The 18762-nt window shown below is 35.3% G+C and carries 18 protein-coding genes; 9 read left to right on the top strand and 9 right to left on the bottom strand.

What is annotated here, in order from left to right:
- Positions 1 to 516: 516 nt before the first annotated feature.
- The 3 genes from lptB to lptC all read right to left on the bottom strand — a co-directional run bounded on the left by lptB (position 517) and on the right by lptC (position 2638).
- Positions 517 to 1311 (bottom strand): LPS export ABC transporter ATP-binding protein, encoded by a 795-nt coding sequence (gene lptB / locus ACFIK6_RS00585; protein ID WP_012754448.1) that lies wholly within the window; start codon positions 1309 to 1311, stop codon positions 517 to 519.
- A gap of 6 nt (positions 1312 to 1317) precedes the next feature.
- Positions 1318 to 1917 (bottom strand): LptA/OstA family protein, encoded by a 600-nt coding sequence (locus tag ACFIK6_RS00580; RefSeq protein WP_375641295.1) that lies wholly within the window; start codon positions 1915 to 1917, stop codon positions 1318 to 1320.
- Positions 1918 to 1993: 76 nt separating this feature from the next.
- Positions 1994 to 2638: an LPS export ABC transporter periplasmic protein LptC gene (lptC, locus tag ACFIK6_RS00575; protein WP_375641294.1), complete on the bottom strand. Its 645-nt coding sequence runs from the start codon at positions 2636 to 2638 to the stop codon at positions 1994 to 1996.
- 183 nt (positions 2639 to 2821) lie between these two features.
- Here lptC and ihfB point away from each other — a divergent pair, with 183 nt between their 5' ends.
- The 7 genes from ihfB (at position 2822) to ACFIK6_RS00540 (ending at position 8729) form a co-directional block, all read left to right on the top strand.
- The gene (ihfB, locus tag ACFIK6_RS00570) at positions 2822 to 3100 is read left to right on the top strand and encodes an integration host factor subunit beta (protein ID WP_012754445.1); all 279 of its coding nucleotides are present in this window, start codon (positions 2822 to 2824) and stop codon (positions 3098 to 3100) included.
- A 7-nt stretch (positions 3101 to 3107) separates the two neighbouring features.
- Positions 3108 to 3404: a LapA family protein gene (locus ACFIK6_RS00565; RefSeq protein ID WP_375626136.1), complete on the top strand. Its 297-nt coding sequence runs from the start codon at positions 3108 to 3110 to the stop codon at positions 3402 to 3404.
- 168 nt (positions 3405 to 3572) lie between these two features.
- Entirely contained in the window at positions 3573 to 4505 is a 933-nt protein-coding gene (locus ACFIK6_RS00560; protein ID WP_375641291.1) for a class I SAM-dependent methyltransferase, read from the top strand.
- A 2-nt stretch (positions 4506 to 4507) separates the two neighbouring features.
- Positions 4508 to 5362, top strand: coding sequence for a TrmH family RNA methyltransferase (locus ACFIK6_RS00555; RefSeq protein WP_375641289.1), 855 nt, complete (start codon positions 4508 to 4510; stop codon positions 5360 to 5362).
- Positions 5352 to 5855 (top strand): signal peptidase II, encoded by a 504-nt coding sequence (gene lspA / locus ACFIK6_RS00550; protein WP_375641287.1) that lies wholly within the window; start codon positions 5352 to 5354, stop codon positions 5853 to 5855. The genes ACFIK6_RS00555 and lspA overlap by 11 nt, the downstream gene beginning before the upstream one ends.
- Positions 5856 to 6979: 1124 nt before the next feature.
- Positions 6980 to 7753 (top strand): Bax inhibitor-1/YccA family protein, encoded by a 774-nt coding sequence (locus tag ACFIK6_RS00545; protein WP_375641285.1) that lies wholly within the window; start codon positions 6980 to 6982, stop codon positions 7751 to 7753.
- Between the two features lie 112 nt (positions 7754 to 7865).
- Positions 7866 to 8729, top strand: coding sequence for an endonuclease/exonuclease/phosphatase family protein (locus ACFIK6_RS00540; protein ID WP_375641283.1), 864 nt, complete (start codon positions 7866 to 7868; stop codon positions 8727 to 8729).
- A 5-nt stretch (positions 8730 to 8734) separates the two neighbouring features.
- Here ACFIK6_RS00540 and polA read toward each other — a convergent pair whose 3' ends face one another.
- The 6 genes from polA to ACFIK6_RS00510 form a co-directional block, all read right to left on the bottom strand.
- Positions 8735 to 11644: a DNA polymerase I gene (polA, locus tag ACFIK6_RS00535; protein ID WP_375641281.1), complete on the bottom strand. Its 2910-nt coding sequence runs from the start codon at positions 11642 to 11644 to the stop codon at positions 8735 to 8737.
- A gap of 321 nt (positions 11645 to 11965) precedes the next feature.
- Complete coding sequence (gene dnaQ, locus ACFIK6_RS00530) at positions 11966 to 12673, bottom strand: DNA polymerase III subunit epsilon (protein ID WP_375641279.1); 708 nt, start codon at positions 12671 to 12673, stop codon at positions 11966 to 11968.
- A gap of 4 nt (positions 12674 to 12677) precedes the next feature.
- Complete coding sequence (gene coaE / locus ACFIK6_RS00525) at positions 12678 to 13262, bottom strand: dephospho-CoA kinase (protein ID WP_375641277.1); 585 nt, start codon at positions 13260 to 13262, stop codon at positions 12678 to 12680.
- The gene (locus ACFIK6_RS00520) at positions 13259 to 14131 is read right to left on the bottom strand and encodes a shikimate dehydrogenase (RefSeq protein WP_375641275.1); all 873 of its coding nucleotides are present in this window, start codon (positions 14129 to 14131) and stop codon (positions 13259 to 13261) included. Before ACFIK6_RS00520 ends, coaE begins: the two co-directional genes overlap by 4 nt.
- Positions 14124 to 14720, bottom strand: coding sequence for a Maf family nucleotide pyrophosphatase (locus ACFIK6_RS00515; RefSeq protein WP_375641273.1), 597 nt, complete (start codon positions 14718 to 14720; stop codon positions 14124 to 14126). Before ACFIK6_RS00515 ends, ACFIK6_RS00520 begins: the two co-directional genes overlap by 8 nt.
- Positions 14721 to 14732: 12 nt before the next feature.
- A complete protein-coding gene (locus ACFIK6_RS00510; RefSeq protein ID WP_375641271.1) occupies positions 14733 to 15557 on the bottom strand; it encodes a pyruvate, water dikinase regulatory protein in 825 nt (274 codons plus the stop codon).
- A 552-nt stretch (positions 15558 to 16109) separates the two neighbouring features.
- Here ACFIK6_RS00510 and rho point away from each other — a divergent pair.
- Positions 16110 to 17375 (top strand): transcription termination factor Rho, encoded by a 1266-nt coding sequence (gene rho / locus ACFIK6_RS00505; protein ID WP_375641269.1) that lies wholly within the window; start codon positions 16110 to 16112, stop codon positions 17373 to 17375.
- A gap of 31 nt (positions 17376 to 17406) precedes the next feature.
- Positions 17407 to 18714: a tRNA uridine-5-carboxymethylaminomethyl(34) synthesis GTPase MnmE gene (gene mnmE / locus ACFIK6_RS00500; protein WP_375641267.1), complete on the top strand. Its 1308-nt coding sequence runs from the start codon at positions 17407 to 17409 to the stop codon at positions 18712 to 18714.
- Positions 18715 to 18762 lie beyond the last annotated feature (48 nt).

The following is an 18762-nucleotide window of genomic DNA, read 5'->3' as shown; positions in this document are numbered from 1 at the left end:
GAAAATTACTGTATAGCTTGAATATCGCCTTATAACAAGAATATAAAGGTTTTTAGAGATTTAATGATTACTTTAAAAATTTATAGATTTAGCCTGATATCTGTAGCTGAGCTCCTATTTTTAAATAGGCCATATAAAACAATAAAATACGACAACTCACATTGAATAACCGGTGCTCCCATCAAAATACCTAAAACAGCATCATCGATATATTATTTGATTCGACAGAGAAAAATATGATAAACATCTCTTACCTTTCAATAATACACGCATTTATTGCGAGCTTCGTTTATCACTCATTATCAAGTTAATCTAGTGATATTTTTTCTATGATACAATCATGAGTAAGCTAAACTTATAAAACAACAAACTAACCCTTTAATGATGAATCCTTTTTCACCACTCAATAAAAACATTCTAAGGTTATAGTCATAAAAGAAGTTTTGGCATAAATAAGGAGATTTTCAGTAATAATGTTTGATTAAAATTAAATCGAAACTCGTGAAAACTGTAAAATCAAAGGGAAAACTGATTTCCCAAATAAATCCTGCGTACATCAACGTTGTTGATAATATCATTAGGACAGCCGTGAACTAATACCCGCCCTGTATGAATAATATAAGCGCGATCGACAAGCCCTAATGTCTCACGCACATTATGATCCGTTATTAAAACACCAATGCCACGCCTAGTTAGATGACGAATAAGTTGTTGAATATCGAAAATAGCTATAGGATCAATTCCTGCAAATGGTTCATCAAGTAACATAAAATGGGGACGAGAAGCTAAAGCGCGCGCAATTTCAAGTCGCCGACGTTCACCTCCAGATAACGAAAGTGCAGACATTTTACGTAAATGATCAATTTTAAATTCATGTAAAAGGCTATCTAACTCTTCACGCTGTTTAAGGCGATCTTTTTCAACGACCTCTAAAACAGCTTTAATGTTATTTTCTACTGAAAGACCACGAAAAATAGAAGCCTCCTGTGGAAGATATCCAATACCCAAACGCGCACGTCGATACATCGGAAGATGCGTAATATCAAATCCATCAATTTTAATGGATCCTCCATCAGATTTTATGAGCCCCGTAACCATATAAAAACAAGTTGTTTTACCTGCCCCATTGGGCCCTAAAATGCCAACAGCTTCTCCTGTACGAATGCCAAAAGAAACACCATTAACAGTTCGTCTTCCTCGATAAACTTTAATCAAATTACTGGCAATCAAGGTCCCTTTTAAGGGATTTTTTGAAGCTTCACTTTCAAGATTATACCTATCGGTCTGTTTTTTTCTTTTGATTCCAAACATGAAATCTTAATGGCCATTCTTTTGATTTTGTTTTAAAATAATGGAAACACGACCCTTTTTCTTAGGCGTCTCACAACCTTCTAAAAAAGCCTTTCCGCTTTCCATATTTGCCGTTAGTTTGCACCCCGTTGCCACATTGTCACCATCAGTTAACACAACATGATTCCCTGTCAAACTCATCATTTTTGACTTTCCATCAAAAACGCCTTTATCACCCGTAGCAATTTGCGTAGCAATTTTTATATAAACTTCTCCCAAAGCTTCCATTTTTTGTATACCTGATGAACCAAATAAAGAAACAGATGATGCCTTTGTATCTTTCTTGTTTTTATCAATTTCTTTATATGCTTTATCGTAGTAAACAACTAATTCTGCCGTTCTTAAAAGACGTTCACCTTGCACCACTGAAACATCACCCTTAAAAAGCGCTATCCCTTCTTTATCACGTATTTCCAAAGAATCTGCATGAAGTTCTACCGGTTCTTTGTCGCTTGATAGACTTATTCCAAAATGGGCCACTTCAGCATATCCTAGAACAGCTCCTCCTCCTAACATTCCCATGCTAAAAGCCAACATCACACCTATCCATCTTTTGTATGATTTCATTATTTCAATTCTTCTGTTTGTATATACATGTACTTCTCTTTATAAATATCCTCTAAAGATTCGTATTGATATTGCGTCATTGCTTTTGAAACACTAGATGCACACCACCATGGAAATACATGTTTTTTCCTTTTTCTCGAATTTGTAAGGCGTTTGCGGCAAGATGCAAACCAGCTTGCTGAATATTAACACGTTGATCTGTTTTTAACTGTCCCTCGGATAAGTTAATACTAGCTGACATAAACTGTACCATCATCCCATCATTCGTCGTAATGGTAAATGGCTTGTCCAACTGTAAAAAACCATTAATGTTATCGTAAACCCCCCCTTGCGCTGCGAGAAAAACCTGTCTTTGTTGGCCCATAAATGCTTTAGCTGTAATGTTTTGCAATCCAATCATTCCAGCGTGTGTATGGTCTTGAAATGCCTTTTCTGCTTTAAGCCAATAAGGTTCATGAGCACGCGTATACCCTTCTAATTTTGGATTGAGCATCGTCAAATTCATCACGCCACTTTCTTCATGATTCAAAGGCGTAGAATCAGAAGTAACAGGAACCAAGAAAAACGTAAACCAGCAAAAAACCAGCGCTGAAATCAACGCTAAAAGAGGTAAAAAAATTTTTAATATGCTAATGCGACGCGAATGACGGGATGCTTTTTTAAAAACATCTCCAAAAGATGATTGCGTTGGAAAAGCTTCATAATGATTGTGTACGGACATACTCTCCTAATCTCTTAAATACTCCGCATTTTTAATCTGTATAACCTTTATAGAAGGTATTTTCAAATTTTGTTTCTTGCAATTTGTTTTTTCTTGGTTTTATTTTGCTTTTATCCGTTTATATATTGTAATATGCATGAAGTGCACAATTACGAAAAAAATTTGTGTGAAAGTGAGGCTATTGTGGTAAAATCAGAGCTCGTGCAAATTATCGCTCGTCATAACCCGCATCTTTTTCAACGGGATGTGGAGAATATTGTAAACGCTATTTTTGAGGAAATTTCAACAGCACTTGCAAATGGCAATCGCGTTGAACTTCGAGGATTTGGAGCTTTTTCTGTAAAAAGCCGTTCAGCCCGTAATGGACGTAATCCACGAACAGGTGAAGCCGTTTCTGTTGAAGAGAAGTGGATTCCCTTTTTTAAAACTGGCAAGGATTTACGCGACCGTCTTAATCAGTGAGAAACTTATGATAATTAAACGTATTCTTCTAACAAGTATCGGTGTGATTCTCGCAGCGTTTTTGATTGTTTTTATCGTGGCTAATCGTCAAATGGTTCCGTTAACCCTTGATCCTTTTCGAGCAGATTCTGAAAGTTTTACTTATCATGCTCCCCTCTTTATATGGCTCTTTATTTTCTTTGGTTTTGGTATTTTATTAGGAAATCTGATCAGTTGGTTTTCCTATCACAAATACAAAAAAGCTCTCAAAAAAAGTAACGCCGAGATTGAAAAATTGAAAACGTCTATCACAAATCTGGTGTAATGGTATTTAAATGAAATCTTTTCTCTCTGTATTTGATATTCAGTACAGAGTTAAAAGTGCTCTTTTTCTTTTTTATACATATTTTAATTGATTTTAGCTCTTTTGCACTTTTACGAAACACTTAAGAACTTTATAATATATTTTCATACCTCAACCGTGATACAAAACATGCCCGCACAATGCTTTCAATCTTCCCATAACAATAGATATCCGCAGGAAAAGCTGCCCCTTATTTTAGAAACGGGTATAAGCGAAAACTATGCTCTCATTGATTCTGGTCATGGACAAAAATTAGAACGTTATGGAGCTTACCGCATTATTCGACCAGAAGGTCAAGCACTATGGAAACCCGCTTTACCACAAAAACAATGGGCTGATGTTGATGCTATTTTCACAGGAAACCTTGATGAAGAAGGGGTTGGTCGTTGGCATTTTCCTAAAAAGCCACTCGATGAAACATGGACTCTTGCTTGGAATGGATTGTCTTTTCTAGGCCGTTTTACTTCCTTTCGGCATGTGGGGGTTTTTCCTGAACAAGATGCCCATTGGCGCTCTATGGAAGAACAAATTGTTAAAGCCGAACGTCCTATAAAATTGTTGAATCTTTTTGGCTATACAGGTATCGCCTCTTTGATTGGGGCGCGAGCGGGTGCGAATGTTACCCATGTTGATGCTTCTAAAAAAGCCATTGCGTGGGCAAAAGCTAATCAAGAAAGAGCAGGATTACCAGATCATTCTATTCGCTGGATTTGCGATGATGCTATGAAATTTGTCGAGCGTGAACTGCGTCGTAAGAAAAGCTATGACATGATTCTTCTTGATCCTCCCGCTTATGGGCGTGGACCCCATGGTGAAATTTGGCAACTGTTTGATCATTTGCCCGCTATGATCACAAATTGTCGTAAACTTCTCTCTGATAAACCGCTCTCTGTTGTCCTTACAGCTTATTCTATTCGTGCTTCCTTCTTTGCACTTCATGCTTTAATGCGTGATGCATTTGTAAATCTTGATGGTACGGTCGAATCAGGAGAACTCATTTTGCGTGAAGAAGTTGCAGGACGTGCTCTTTCTACTTCTCTTTTTAGCCGTTGGATTGCTTGAATATGTGTAGACCCAAAACTGGCAGAGTGAAAGAAATTACCTCTCTTAGCAACCCCATCATAAAAGATCTTAAAGCACTTAGCCAAAAGAAAAATCGTAATAGAGAAGGTCTTTTCATGGCAGAGGGATTGAAATTAGTCATTGATGCTCTCGATCTCGGCTGGACAATACAGACGCTTATTTTTTCTAAAAGTAAAATTGGTAATGCTGCTATCGAAAATACTGCTGCACGTGCTGTAGCCAACGGTGGTTTTGTTATTAAAGCCTCACAAAAGGTTATGGAATCACTTACCCGACGCGATAATCCACAAACAGTTATTGGTATTTTCAAGCAAAAATGGCACTCTTTTGAAATGATAAAAGGACAGATTAAAGATGTTTACATCGCGCTTGATCGTGTACGTGATCCTGGAAATCTTGGTACCATTATTCGAACCGCTGATGCTGTAGGTGCTAAAGGTGTTATTTTAATTGGCGAAACAACAGACCCTTTCTCGCCTGAAACGGTCCGTGCAACCATGGGGTCTATTTTCTCTGTACCACTTTATCGTTTTGATGAAAGCGCCTTTTTAAATTGGTCTTCTCACTTTAAAGGTATGGTCGTTGGAACACATCTCAAAGGGTCTCAGGATTATCGCACACTTGATTTCAAAAATGGCCCTATTATCCTTTTAATGGGGAATGAAAAACAGGGATTATCAGATCTTCTTACAAATCGGTGTGATAAACTTACGCGTATTCCACAAAGCGGACGAGCAGACTCGCTTAATCTAGCTGTAGCAACAGCTGTTATGCTTTATGAAATCCGTCGCCCCTATTTAATACTGGAACCATCTGAGGAAAAACATGATTCGTAAATCACTCCCTTTTCTTCTCTTGGGCTTGGCTTTGACAGTAGTACTTGATCAAGTTGTCAAATACTGGATTATGCACAATATGCCCTTAGGAACAGAAATTTCGCTTATTCCTTTTCTTTCCCTTTATCATGTGCGCAATTCTGGCATTGCATTTTCGTTTTTTTCTTCCTTTTCTCAGTGGGGAATCATCGCCATCACGATCATTGTGATTATCTTCCTTCTATGGTTATGGAAAAATACTGAATATAATAAGTCTTTAATGCGCTTTGGCCTTATTCTTATTATTGGGGGAGCAATCGGCAATCTCATTGATCGTATTCGCTTTCATCATGTCACTGATTATATACTTTTTCATATTGATGATATTTTTTATTTTGCTATTTTCAATCTTGCAGATAGTTTTATCACTCTCGGTGTTATTGCCATCCTCATTGAAGAATTGCGTACTTGGATGAAAGCAAAACGTCATTCCAACAGTACATCTTCTCATTGATATACTCATTTCTTTAGAAAATAGAGATTATTGACCATCACAAGTATGATTACACATTGATTTTTCTTAATCAGTTCTTGTTGCTCGTTATTTCACGTGTTTCTTTTCATAAAATTATAAGCTCTTATTTTCTTTTCAACCTTACATTCTACACTTGGTTAATGCAAAAGAAATAAACTCATATAGAAATCAATATTTTTTATCCATGTGTCCTACATCATAATTTTGAGGAAATATTTCACAGCATTTAAAGTTCTGTTTATTTGATTAGAACAATTGCTTTTCGCATGTTTCTTTAGTTTTTACAGGTATCGTTTTTACAGAGCCTTTCTTAAGTACTTCGTTTAAAAGCTCTCCTTTTTTATTTTATATATTGTTTAATAAAAAACATTTTTTTTAACTATTTTCAACGGTGTCTTGTTAAAGCAACATATTGATTATAAATATAAAATACCGTTTTTCCTATTGAATGGGAGCCTTTAATATCCTAAATCTCTTTTATTTGGAATCTGTTCATGCTGAATCCATTAAAACCATGTTTCTTGCAAGACACAAGCAAATCAATAATCTTGATTGATTTAAATAAGCAGATTTGCAACCAGAGAATCTTACGATTTTCGGAGTGTCATTTAGCATTCAAAAAAGACAATTTATCATTATATATCAATATATTATATAAAAATCTAATTCAATAGGTCTTCTAACCATACAAAACAGATGCAATAATCTGAGGCTGAAAAATAGTGCAATGATACTTGCCGCTTTTCTTATAAGCGTAAAGATAGTGGATATTTTATAAATGATTGTATTACATATTCCCGTGAATAATAGAAAATTCTTAAGTATAGTCTTTTTATCTTGCAAAAATATGGCAAAAATGGAAATATTTTTTATTAAAATGAACTCTTTCCTTACCAATTTGTAAGGTTCCTTGCTTATATAAATCTCTTGTAATTTTTAAATAAATTGCCATAATAAGGGCAGGTATACTGGAATTCTGTCAGTGATTCTTGAGGGTTTTTGTATTTGCCCAATTAAGGCTTATGCCAAGCTTATCTGTGTAATGACAGAGACACTTTTAAAGCCCTATACCTGACGGAACATATGCTAAAGGATTTTATATTATGGCTAATTTTAAAGATTTACGTTCGGCACCTGCTTCTCATGCCGATGCATCAATTGATCAGGGATTACGCGACTATATGTTGGGTGTCTATAATACAATGGCCATTGGTTTGCTTATTACAGCTGCTGCCGCTTATGCAATTGTATCATTAGCAACGACAACAGATATGAACCAAGCAGCAGCTCAAATCAATAGCAGTGTTTATCTAACACCATTTGGAGTAACATTTTATACATCACCATTCTCTTATATTGTTATGTTTGCACCACTCATAGCAGTTTTATTCCTCAGTTTTAGAATTAATACATTGAGCACAAATGCTGCTCGTAGTCTCTTTTTTGGTTATGCTGCTCTGGTTGGTCTTTCACTGTCTTCAATTGTTTTGCGCTATACGACAGAAAGTGTTGTGCAAACCTTTGTCATTTCCGCCGCAACTTTTGGAGCTCTTTCACTTTATGGATACACAACAAAGCGTGATCTCACAGCAATCGGTTCATTCTTATTCATCGGATTGATCGGCTTGCTGCTTTCCATGATTGTGAACATTTTTCTTGGATCAAGCGCTTTGCAATTTGCTATCTCTGTGATTGGTGTTTTTATCTTTGCTGGTTTGACAGCCTACGATACCCAGAGCATTAAGTTGATGTATTACGAAGGAGATGAAAGCGACACCAGAGGACGTAAAGTTATTATGGGCGCGTTGAATCTTTATCTTGATTTCATCAATATGTTTGTTTTCTTGCTACAGTTTCTTGGCTCAAACCGTGATTGATTGCAAAAATCATAACTTAATTAAAGAACCTTGTTTCTAAAAGAGACAAGGTTCTTTTGTTTTTAGTGTAAGTTTTTACTCTTGGCCTCTTAGAGACTATTCTTTTCGCAAAATGACAAAAATACCTTATAAGCAAAAATTCCCTTGGTTTACCGGTTTTATCCAACAAAAACTCCATAACTCCCTTTTAAATGCAATTCACAGCCGCTCTCATCATCAATCAAACATCATCAATCAAAATAGTAATTATGATCTGACCGTTGCTTCCTATAATGTGCATAAATGTGTAGGTGTTGATAAAATTTTTAATCCTACAAGAATTGTCCGTGTTATTACTGAATTACAAGTTGATATCCTTGCTCTTCAAGAAGCAGATAAACGTTTTGGGGAACGTATCGGTTTGATCAATCTTCAGCTATTAAAAGCTGAAACCGGTTTGATTCCTGTACCTCTTAATACTATGTCACCTCATGGCCATGGTTGGCATGGGAATGCTCTTTTTTTGCGAAAGGGATATGTACGTGATACTTTACAAGTCACTCTTCCTAGTATTGAACCACGTGGGGCTGTAGTTGTAGAGTTGGAAATGGCAGCAGGCCCTATTCGTATTATTGCGGCTCATTTTGGCTTATTACGTTACTCTCGTAAACAACAAACAAAAATGCTCCTTGAAATTTTTCAAAAACGCTCTCTTATGCCTACACTCCTCATAGGAGATTTTAATGAATGGCGGATGGGAAAAGGCTCATCTTTAAATCATTTTTCTCCCTATTTTGATAGCACTTTTGAAGTTGTACCAAGCTTTCCCTCTCGCTTTCCTTTGTTAGCCCTTGATCGCGTTTTTTCTTTTCCCCACCAATTGGTAACAAGTATTGAAAATCATCATTCACCGCTTGCACGTATTGCTTCAGATCATTTGCCTATCAAAGCCTATCTTAATCTTTCCAACGCAATCAACATTCTTAAAAATAAATAAAAAAATTAATGTGCTTCATCCCAATTTTGAGCCGTCATGACTTTTACTTCAAGCGGTACAGATAAAGATAAAACCGGCATTGTAGCATTTTCCATAACATTTTTAACAACAGCCATGGTTCTTTTACTTTCTTCTTCTGGTACTTCAAAAATCAGTTCATCATGCACTTGCAGCAACATTTTTGCTGATAGTTTTTCTTCTTTTAAAGCATCTTCCATATGTATCATAGCGCGGCGAATAATATCGGCCGCAGAACCTTGAATTGGAGCATTGATAGCTGCTCGCTCATTAAGAGAACGAATTTTTACATTCTTTGCTTTTATTTCTGGATAATGGATACGACGTCCAAAAATTGTTTCTACATAACCATTTTCACGTGCAAAGATTTTGGTCTTCTCCATATAATCTTTAATTCCTGGAAATCTTTCAAAATACAGTTGAATATAACGACCTGCTTCTTGGCGTGAAATTCCCAATTGATTGGCTAATCCAAAAGCTGAAATACCATAAATAATACCAAAATTAATCGCTTTTGCACGCCGTCGTATATCTGAATGCATTCCTTCTATCGCAACACCAAACATTTGTGATGCCGTTATAGCGTGAATATCATGCCCTTTAGCAAAAGCTTCTTTTAATGCTTTTATATCCGCAATGTGTGCAAGAATGCGCAATTCAATCTGACTATAATCAGCAGAAAGTAACACATGTCCTTTGGGAGCAATAAAAGCTGTTCGAATTTTACGTCCTTCAGCAGTTCGCACTGGAATATTTTGCAAATTTGGCTCTGATGATGATAACCGCCCTGTTGATGTTATTGCCAAAGAATAATTCGTGTGAACTCGCCCTGTTTTTGGAAAAATATAAGAAGGCAAGGCATCTGTATAGGTAGATTTTAGCTTTGTGAGTTGACGCCACTCAATAATTTTACGCGGTAAAATATGACCTTCAGCAGCTAACTCTTCTAAGGTCTGTGCAGAAGTTGACCATTGTCCACCCTTGGTTTTAGCGCCTCCAGGCAATCCCATTTTACCAAAAAGGATATCCCCTAATTGCTTTGGCGAAGCAAGATTAAACTTTTCATCAGCTTGTTTATAAATTTCCTCTTCTAGAATCAAAGCAGCTTGTGCCAATTCTCCTGAAAGACGCAATAAAATCTGCCGATCAATAAGAATTCCACGTTTTTCCATTCTTGCAAGAACTTCTACAAGGGGGCGATCAAGACGCTCATAAATTTTTGTCATTCCACGAGCAACAAGTTGCGGTTTCAATACTTGCCAAAGACGTAGCGTTATATCAGCATTTTCCGCCGCATAAAGAGTTGCTTGTTTTAAATCTACTTGTGCAAAAGAAGTAATTTTTTTTCCGTTATGCGTTAAATCTTTATAGGCAATTGGTTTATGCTCAAGCCAACGTTCAGACAAATCATTCATATTATGGGTTAACGTTCCAGCATCAAAAGCATATGATAAAAGCATGGTGTCGTCAAAAGAGCTTATCATAATGTCGTATTGCTTCATCACCAACCAATCATATTTTATATTATGACCAATTTTTAACACCGCTGAATCTTCTAATATCGGTTTTAAAAGTGCTAAAGCTTTTTGGGTCTCAATCTGCGAGGCAATGCGCCCACCCCTCAAAAGGTCCTCTTCTCCTTCATCAAAATGTTCAAGAGGTATATAAGCTGCTTTTTCCGGCTGTAATGCGAATGAAAAACCAACAAGCTTTGCTTGCATCGGATCAAGAGATGTTGTTTTGATATCAAATGCAAAAAAACCCTGCTCTTGTGCTTGTGATAACCACTCTTTTAAAACTTCCTCATCAAGAATTGTTGTATAAGCATCTCTTGTAATTTTTTGAGTCAGTGCTTGATCTTTACGTTTTTGTGCAAAAACTTGTGGAGAATTTTCAGAAAAATTGTGAAGAGATGTGCGCTCAATATTCTTGATATCAGAATCATGCCCATGGCTCAGTTTTTCCCATTCAACATCTATATCAAGTGCATCAATAACAGCTGCATCGCATGACGTCGCCTCTGCCACGCGACGCGTTAATGTTGAAAATTCCATCGCTTTCAAAAAAGCAATTAAACGTGGACCATCTTGTGGCTCCAAAATAAAATCATCTAAATCATTATCTATAGGAACATCTGTTTTAAGCCTAACAAGTTCACGAGAAATTTTAACTTGTTCTCTATAAGCTTGAATGTTTTCACGCCGTTTTGTTTGTTTAATTTCTTTTACGTTTTGCAATAAAAGATCAAGAGAATCAAACTGATCTAACAACTGAGCTGCAGTTTTTGGACCAATGCCTGGAATACCCGGTACATTATCCGTTGAATCTCCAATTAATGCTTGTAAATCAATCATTTTTTCAGGCGCAACACCCCATCTTTCTACAACTTCTGAGATACCTATATGCTTGTCTTTCATTCCATCATACAAAGATACATGCGTATTTACGAGTTGCATAAGATCCTTATCAGAAGAAATAATGGTTGTTTTTGCCCCAACCTTTGTTGCCAATTTTGCATAGGTAGCAATTAAATCATCCGCTTCAAAGCCTTCCTTTTCAATACAAGGTAAATTAAAAGCCTTCGTTGCTTGGCGTATTAGCGCGAATTGAGGAATTAGATCTTCAGGAGGTTCAGCGCGATTTGCTTTATATTCAGGATAAATTTGTTTCCGAAAAGTATCAGATGAATAATCAAAAATAACAGCAAAATGCGTTGGAACAACACCCGTAGCTGTATTACGAGCATCACAAAGTAATTTCCATAGCATATTACAAAAACCAGCTACTGCTCCTACAGGAAGTCCATCCTTTTTACGTTTTAAAGGCGGCAAAGCATAATAAGCACGAAAAACATAGCCTGATCCGTCAACCAAAAAAAGATGATCTGTTGCTTTCATGACAATTCTATTTCTCCATTTCAGCTAAAAAGCAAATTACCTGTATATATTTTTTTCACTTTTATTTTTATTTTTTCATTTTGCCTCTAAAAAGCCATTTTTTCTTTCCATAAGACATGAAGTCGTTGCACTTTATATTAAGTACCTAGAGCTTTTCTTTGCTGTTACAGGATTAATAGCTTTCATTTTGCTCCTCCTATGATAGCTGAGGTACGATGTAGCGACAGGGTCGTTGTGGTGTTCCCCTCCCCACAACGACCATTTTTTTTGACATCCATATTCTTTAATTTAAAGAGTGATTTTTTTAGAGAAAAGATGATGTTATTCATGAATTTTGAAGTTATTCCACAGAGCTTTTTCACCCATATTGTTGATAAAATCAGCGTGCAACCTTTTTTCTTGCGGACTCAATCTTGAAGGTAAAACCTGTGGGCGAATTTTAACTGCATAAGATGTATCTTTATCATTCTGGATATGTTCATCAAGTCCCCTTTTGTTATCAAAACCCAATACACCTTGCTTTCCACCGATCAGTTCAATATAGACATCGGCTAGAATCTCTGCATCAAGCAAAGCACCATGAAGAATACGATGGCTGTTATCAATTCCAAAACGTTTGCATAAAATATCAAGAGAATTAGGACCCATAGGAAATTTACGCCGTGCCATAGCCAATGTATCAAGAATATTATCAACACTGATGAGCGGTTTGTTGACGCGTTTTAATTCTGCATTAATAAAACCAATATCAAAACTCGCATTATGCGCAATCATTGTCGCGCCTTTGATAAATTCCAAAAATTCATCAACAATATCACTAAAACTTTTCTCGTTTTTTAGGCGTTCATTGGTTAATCCGTGAATTGCTACAACTTCATCAGGAATAATAACGCCTTCAGGGTTTAAATAAACATGAAATTGGCGCCCCGTAAGATAACGATCAACCATTTCTACACAACCAATTTCGATTATGCGATCTTTTTCTTTATCTAAACCTGTTGTTTCTGTATCAAAAATAATTTCCCGCATGACTTCAATTCTTTAGTTTTTTTATCACATCAAAAACCTGTTGACGTGTATTCTCTAAATCTTTCCCTGTATAAATAATAAAATCAGCACGTTCTCTTTTTTTTTCATCTGGCATTTGTTGAGCATTGATAAAGGCAAATTTTTTTTCATTCATACCTTGGCGAATCATTATACGTTCTTTTTGTATTTCTGGTGGAGCAGAAACAACAATAACGCTATCCACACGACTTTCACCATTTTTTTCAAATAGAAGTGGAATATCAAGAATAACTAATTTTTCCCCTTGTTTACGCACTATATCAATAAATTCCCTTTCTTTTTCTTGCACCAAAGGATGAATTATTTTTTCTAATGTTTGTAATTTTTCCTTATCATCAATCAAAATTTCAGAAAGTTTTAAACGGTTAACTTCACCGTTTTCAACAACACCAGGAAAAATACGCTCTATAAATGACAAAGCTGGCTCACTTTTGTAAAGTTGTTGTACTGCTTCATCAGCACTAAAAACAGAAATACCCGCTTGCTTAAAAAAATCAGCAACTGTTGATTTTCCCATAGCAATTGATCCCGTTAATCCTATGATCTTCATTCTTTCTTTTCACTCATATCCTCTAAAATGGCTGTCCGTAAAGCTTTTGTTACCTTTGGCCTTATTCCAAACCACTGTTCAAACCCTATAACAGCTTGATGTAGAAGCATTCCAAGCCCATCAACTGTCTTGAGATCACAAGCCTTTGCCTGTTGTAAAAAAGGAGTTATCAATGGTGTATAAATAATATCTGTCACTAACGCCGTTTTTTTTGCTTTATGAAAATCACAAAAAAAAGAATCACTTTTTTCTTCTGGATTTTTTATGCCAATAGATGTTGTATTAACAATCAAATCAGCTTGATGAAGTATTTCATGGATTTTATGCCAATCGTAAACTTTAATGAATTTTCCAAAATGCTGAGCTAAATTATCAGCGCGTTGTTTTGTACGGTTAATCAAATAAATCTGTTCGAATCCGCGTTTTTTTAAGGCATATATGATAGCGCGTGCGGCACCACCTGCTCCAAAAACAAGAGCTGTTTCCCCTCCCCAATCAGATGAAAAATCATCAAGATTAGCACTAAAACCATAGGCATCACTATTCGTGGCACAAAGCTTATCTCCTTCATACCAAAGTGTATTAACAGCACCAATCATTGTTGCTTTCTCATCTTTATAATCTGCTAAACGAAAAGCTTCCTGTTTATAAGGCAAAGTAACATTTCCTCCACAAAAGCCTATTTTTTGTAAAGACGCAATAAAATGACTGAATTCTTCAGATGTTACTTCTTGTGCAAGATATTCTCCTTGTAAACCATATTGCTTAAGCCAAAAATTGTGAATTTTTGGCGATTTTGAATGATTAATTGGATAACCAACAACAAAAGCACGCGGATAATTTGTTTTTTTTATTGTTAAATCAACCATCAATAATTCCTAAATGACGTAGTTTTATAAGTAGAGGTAGCAAAGGTAAACCAACAATGGTAAAAAAATCTCCATCAATTTTTTCAAAGAGATGAATCCCTTCCCCTTCAATTTGATATACTCCCACGCTATTTAGAACATCTTTTCCTACGCGTGCTAAATAATGTTCAATAAATTCTGACGAGAGCAAACGAACAGACATATGTGCACTAAAAGCTTCAACCCAAATTTTTTGACCATTTTTAAATAAAGCTACTGCACTATGAAGAGAATGGGTTTTTCCTGATAACTTACATAAACGTTGATGTGCTTCCTTAATATTTGTTGCTTTATGAAAAACTTTACCTTCCAAATCAAGCACTTGATCACAACCAATAACGAAAGCATCAGGAAAACGATCTGAAACATTTTTTGCTTTTGCGCTCGCAAGAAAACAGCTGAGTTCTTTAGGTGTTTTTTCTTTTGCTTTTTTTTCTACTTCTCTTTCATCAAAAGAAGCCCCTTCAATGAAAAAATTTAAACCTGCTTTTTTTAATAATTTTGCACGATACAAACTAAGAGATGCTAATATTAATGTATCTGCATTCATAAGAATTTTCTCTCATTTTCCTTCACGAAATCGTGATAAAAGTTCAAATATTGCAGCAGCAGTTTCTTCAATAGAGCGTCTTGTGACATCAATAATAGGCCAACCAAAACGTTCGCAAATGCGTTTTGCATAGATTAATTCTTCAGCTATGTTGATACGATTTGTATAACTATCAAGAGCAAAACCTTCTCCCAAATCTCTATTTTGGCGAATATGTGAAATTCTTTCAGCTGAAGCAATTAAACCAATAATTAAAGAATTTTTTGCCTCTAAAAGGGATTCTGGCAAATCAATATTAGGAATAAGAGGAACATTAGCCGTTTTTATTCCGCGATTTGCTAAATAGATACTTGTTGGTGTTTTAGATGTTCTTGAAATTCCCACAAGGATCACATCTGCTTCGGATAAGCTACTGGAAGATTGTCCATCATCATGTTCTATTGTAAAATCCAGTGCCTCAATACGGCGAAAATAATCTGCATTAAGATCATGTTGTGCGCTCGCACGTAAATGTGTTGGCATTCCAAGGTAAGACTGAAAAGCATTTAAAACAGGATGCAATATATCAATACAGGGAACTTTTATTTTTTTACACCTTTTTTGAAGGAGAAGTTTAAATTCTTCATCAATCATTGTGTAAAGAACAATACCTGGCTCTTGTTGTATTTCATCAAGAGCTTTTTGTAACTGCATTTTATTACGAATCATAGGATAGATATGTTCTGTTGCCTGACTCATTGCATACTGTGATGCTACAGCTCTTCCAACAGAGATTAATGTTTCTCCCGTTGCATCAGAAAGCATGTGTAAATGAAAGAACTTTTTTTCTTTTATCACAAAAATTTTAACTCCTTGTTAAGATATGTGTATATATCCTTGCCGTTTTTTATAAAACTAAAATTTAGGAAAAATTCTCCGTTTTTATGCACAAATAAAATGCTTGTGATAAATTAATTCCTTTTATAAAAAAATGGGGATAATATCTTTAAGATAGTGTTATTTTTATTCTTTTTTTATTTCCTTTTGTGGATAAAATTGAGGATAAATAATAATCCACACTAAACACAGTTATAAATAAGAAGAATCTCTCTTTTAATATAAATTTATTAATATAAATTTCTGTGAAAAATACTTTTGAATAGTGTTTCATTAATGCTATAACTTTAATTCACATTTTTGTTATAAAATAATTAAATACTATTTGTATTTTTATATTTTAAAAAGTTTTTCATATAATTACTCAATATCACAGGAATAAATTTCATATAAATGGTACTTGCAGATTGAAAAAATTGAGTGTAAAATATTTTTTTCTTAAGAATATTTCATTCATAAATTTCCATAAATTATTTAAGATAATCTTCTCCTAAATTACAAAGAGCATATTTCATGCAAAAAATGAAACTACAAGAGCTTAAAAGCAAAAATCCGGTTGAACTTGTTTCTTTTGCTGAAACATTAGAAGTTGAAAATGCCTCCCTTATGCGCAAACAAGAATTAATGTTTGCTATCTTGAAAAAACTTGCTCTACAAGATGTAGAAATCATAGGAGAGGGTGTTGTTGAAGTTTTACAAGACGGATTTGGATTTTTGAGATCTGCTGATGCTAATTATCTTCCAGGTCCGGATGATATTTATCTTTCACCTGCACAAATACAGTCGTTTTCTTTAAAAACAGGTGATACAATTGAAGGTCTTATACGCAGTCCAAAAGAGGGAGAACGTTATTTTGCTCTCCTTAAAATTAATACAATTAATTTCGAAAAACCTGAAAAAATTCGTTATAAAATTCACTTTGATAATCTTACACCTCTTTATTCAAATGAGCGTTTCCAAATGGAAATACAGGATCCTACAGAGAGAGATATGTCATCACGCGTGATTGATTTGATATCTCCATTGGGAAAAGGACAAAGAGGGTTAATTGTAGCTCCTCCTCGGACGGGAAAAACAGTTTTACTTCAAAATATTGCTCATTCTATTACTACTAATCATCCTGAATGTTATCTCATTGTTCTTTTAATAGATGAGCGACCAGAAGAAGTTACTGATATGCAGCGTTCAGTAAAAGGAGAAGTGGTTTCTTCTACTTTTGATGAACCTGCAATACGTCACGTACAAGTGGCAGAAATGGTCATTGAAAAAGCCAAACGTCTTGTTGAATATGGGCGTGATGTTGTTATTCTCCTCGATTCTATTACACGTCTTGGGCGTGCATATAATACAGTTGTTCCTTCTTCGGGTAAAGTTTTAACAGGTGGTGTGGATGCAAATGCCCTTCAGCGTCCAAAACGTTTTTTTGGTGCAGCACGTAATATTGAAGAAGGCGGATCTTTAACCATTATTGCAACGGCTTTGATTGATACAGGAAGTCGTATGGATGAGGTTATTTTTGAAGAATTTAAAGGAACAGGTAATTCAGAAATTGTTCTTGATAGAAAAGTTGCTGATAAGCGTATTTTCCCTGCTATGGATATTTTAAAGTCAGGAACGCGTAAGGAAGAACTTCTGGTAGAACGACAAGATTTGCATAAAATTTTTGTTCTTCGTCGTATTTTAGCATCTATGAATGTCACAGATGCAATTGAATTTTTGATTGATAAATTAAAGCAAACAAAAAACAATAGTGAATTTTTTGATTCAATGAATACGTAAAGTCATTAAAGTTTTTATTAGGATAAAACCTGTGGATACAATCTTTGCTGTTTCGAGTGGATTGTTACCTTCAGGGGTTGCAGTCATTCGGCTTTCTGGTCCGCATGTTGTGGATATAGTTAAAACGCTTTGTGGTCGTTTACCTAAAGCACGTTTTATGCATTATGGAAATATTACTGCTCGTGATGGTAGTTTTTTAGATTCTGGTTTAACTGTTTTTTTTCCTGCCCCTCATAGTTTTACGGGGGAAGATTGTGCAGAATTCCATTTACATGGAGGAAAAGCAGTTGTTAATCGTTTTTTAGATGAATTGTCGACATTTTCTGGATGTCGTATTGCAGAGGCAGGTGAATTTTCACGTCGTGCTTTTATAGAAGGAAAATTAGATCTTGTTCAAGCAGAAGGTCTTGCTGATTTAATAGAGGCAGAAACGGAAAGCCAACGGCGTTTAGCTGTTATGGGTACAAGTGGACATTTAACGACGCTTTATCGTGATTGGCGTCATAAACTTATGAAGGCGCGTGCTTTTATTGAGGCAGAACTTGATTTTGTTGATGAAGCAGATATTCCTAAAGCAATATCTGATAAAATTTGGGAAGATGTTGAGGATCTTTGTACTTCTCTTCGAAAATATATTATTGAAGGAGAGCGTGCGAGTATTTTACGTGATGGATTAAAAATTGTTATTGCTGGTGCTCCAAATTCTGGAAAATCAAGCATTATGAATCGTCTTTCAGGAAAATCTGTTGCTATTGTGACGGAAGAAGAAGGAACAACTCGTGATGCTTTAGAAATGAGAATTATTCTTGGTGGTTTACCTATTTTTTTAACGGATACTGCTGGTTTTAGAAAAACAGAAAATAAAATAGAACAAATGGGAATAGAAATTGCTAAACAGCATGTTAGGGAAGCTGATTTGGTTATTCTGGTTTATGATATAGGAAATCCTAAGCAGGTTGATTTACCAGAAACATCGGCTGAAATATGGTGTGTTGGCAATAAGCTTGATCTTTATGAAAAAAATGATCAGCATTGGTCTATACAATTTTCCGCATTAACTGGTTTAAATTTTGATTATTTTATCAAAGAACTTGAATCATTTTGTCATCATCGTGCTTCTGAAATTGGAAATATTGTTCCGGCGCGTAAAAGACAACTTCAATTATTAAAGGAAGCTGTTAAAGAGATTGAATTTTCTCTTAATTATCATTCTCTTGATCTCAGTTTACGTGCAGAACATCTCCGTTGTGCAAGTGATTTTCTTGGAAGAATTACAGGAGATATTGATGTTGAAGATTTACTCGATATTATTTTTTCAGAGTTTTGTGTTGGTAAATAATGATTCACGTGAAACATTGATTATTTCATAGACAGATTATAAAGATTA

Source organism: Bartonella sp. AS69XJJH (assembly GCF_042195585.1).
Lineage (GTDB): Bacteria > Pseudomonadota > Alphaproteobacteria > Rhizobiales > Rhizobiaceae > Bartonella.
The sequence above is the reverse complement of the archived record's forward strand: the minus strand, read 5'-3'. Positions and strand labels throughout refer to the sequence as shown.

Excerpts from the sequence above, each read along its gene's own strand:
- ACFIK6_RS00555 (WP_375641289.1), top strand. The coding sequence starts at position 4,508 with ATGTGTAGACCCAAAACTGGCAGAGTGAAAGAAATTACCTCTCTTAGC.
- lptB (WP_012754448.1), bottom strand. The coding sequence starts at position 1,311 with ATGTTTGGAATCAAAAGAAAAAAACAGACCGATAGGTATAATCTTGAA.
- ACFIK6_RS00545 (WP_375641285.1), top strand. The coding sequence starts at position 6,980 with ATGGCTAATTTTAAAGATTTACGTTCGGCACCTGCTTCTCATGCCGAT.
- lspA (WP_375641287.1), top strand. The coding sequence starts at position 5,352 with ATGATTCGTAAATCACTCCCTTTTCTTCTCTTGGGCTTGGCTTTGACA.
- ACFIK6_RS00560 (WP_375641291.1), top strand. The coding sequence starts at position 3,573 with ATGCCCGCACAATGCTTTCAATCTTCCCATAACAATAGATATCCGCAG.
- ACFIK6_RS00515 (WP_375641273.1), bottom strand. The coding sequence starts at position 14,720 with ATGAATGCAGATACATTAATATTAGCATCTCTTAGTTTGTATCGTGCA.
- lptC (WP_375641294.1), bottom strand. The coding sequence starts at position 2,638 with ATGTCCGTACACAATCATTATGAAGCTTTTCCAACGCAATCATCTTTT.
- ACFIK6_RS00540 (WP_375641283.1), top strand. The coding sequence starts at position 7,866 with ATGACAAAAATACCTTATAAGCAAAAATTCCCTTGGTTTACCGGTTTT.
- ACFIK6_RS00520 (WP_375641275.1), bottom strand. The coding sequence starts at position 14,131 with ATGGTTGATTTAACAATAAAAAAAACAAATTATCCGCGTGCTTTTGTT.
- rho (WP_375641269.1), top strand. The coding sequence starts at position 16,110 with ATGCAAAAAATGAAACTACAAGAGCTTAAAAGCAAAAATCCGGTTGAA.
- ACFIK6_RS00565 (WP_375626136.1), top strand. The coding sequence starts at position 3,108 with ATGATAATTAAACGTATTCTTCTAACAAGTATCGGTGTGATTCTCGCA.
- polA (WP_375641281.1), bottom strand. The coding sequence starts at position 11,644 with ATGAAAGCAACAGATCATCTTTTTTTGGTTGACGGATCAGGCTATGTT.
- dnaQ (WP_375641279.1), bottom strand. The coding sequence starts at position 12,673 with ATGCGGGAAATTATTTTTGATACAGAAACAACAGGTTTAGATAAAGAA.
- ACFIK6_RS00580 (WP_375641295.1), bottom strand. The coding sequence starts at position 1,917 with ATGAAATCATACAAAAGATGGATAGGTGTGATGTTGGCTTTTAGCATG.
- coaE (WP_375641277.1), bottom strand. The coding sequence starts at position 13,262 with ATGAAGATCATAGGATTAACGGGATCAATTGCTATGGGAAAATCAACA.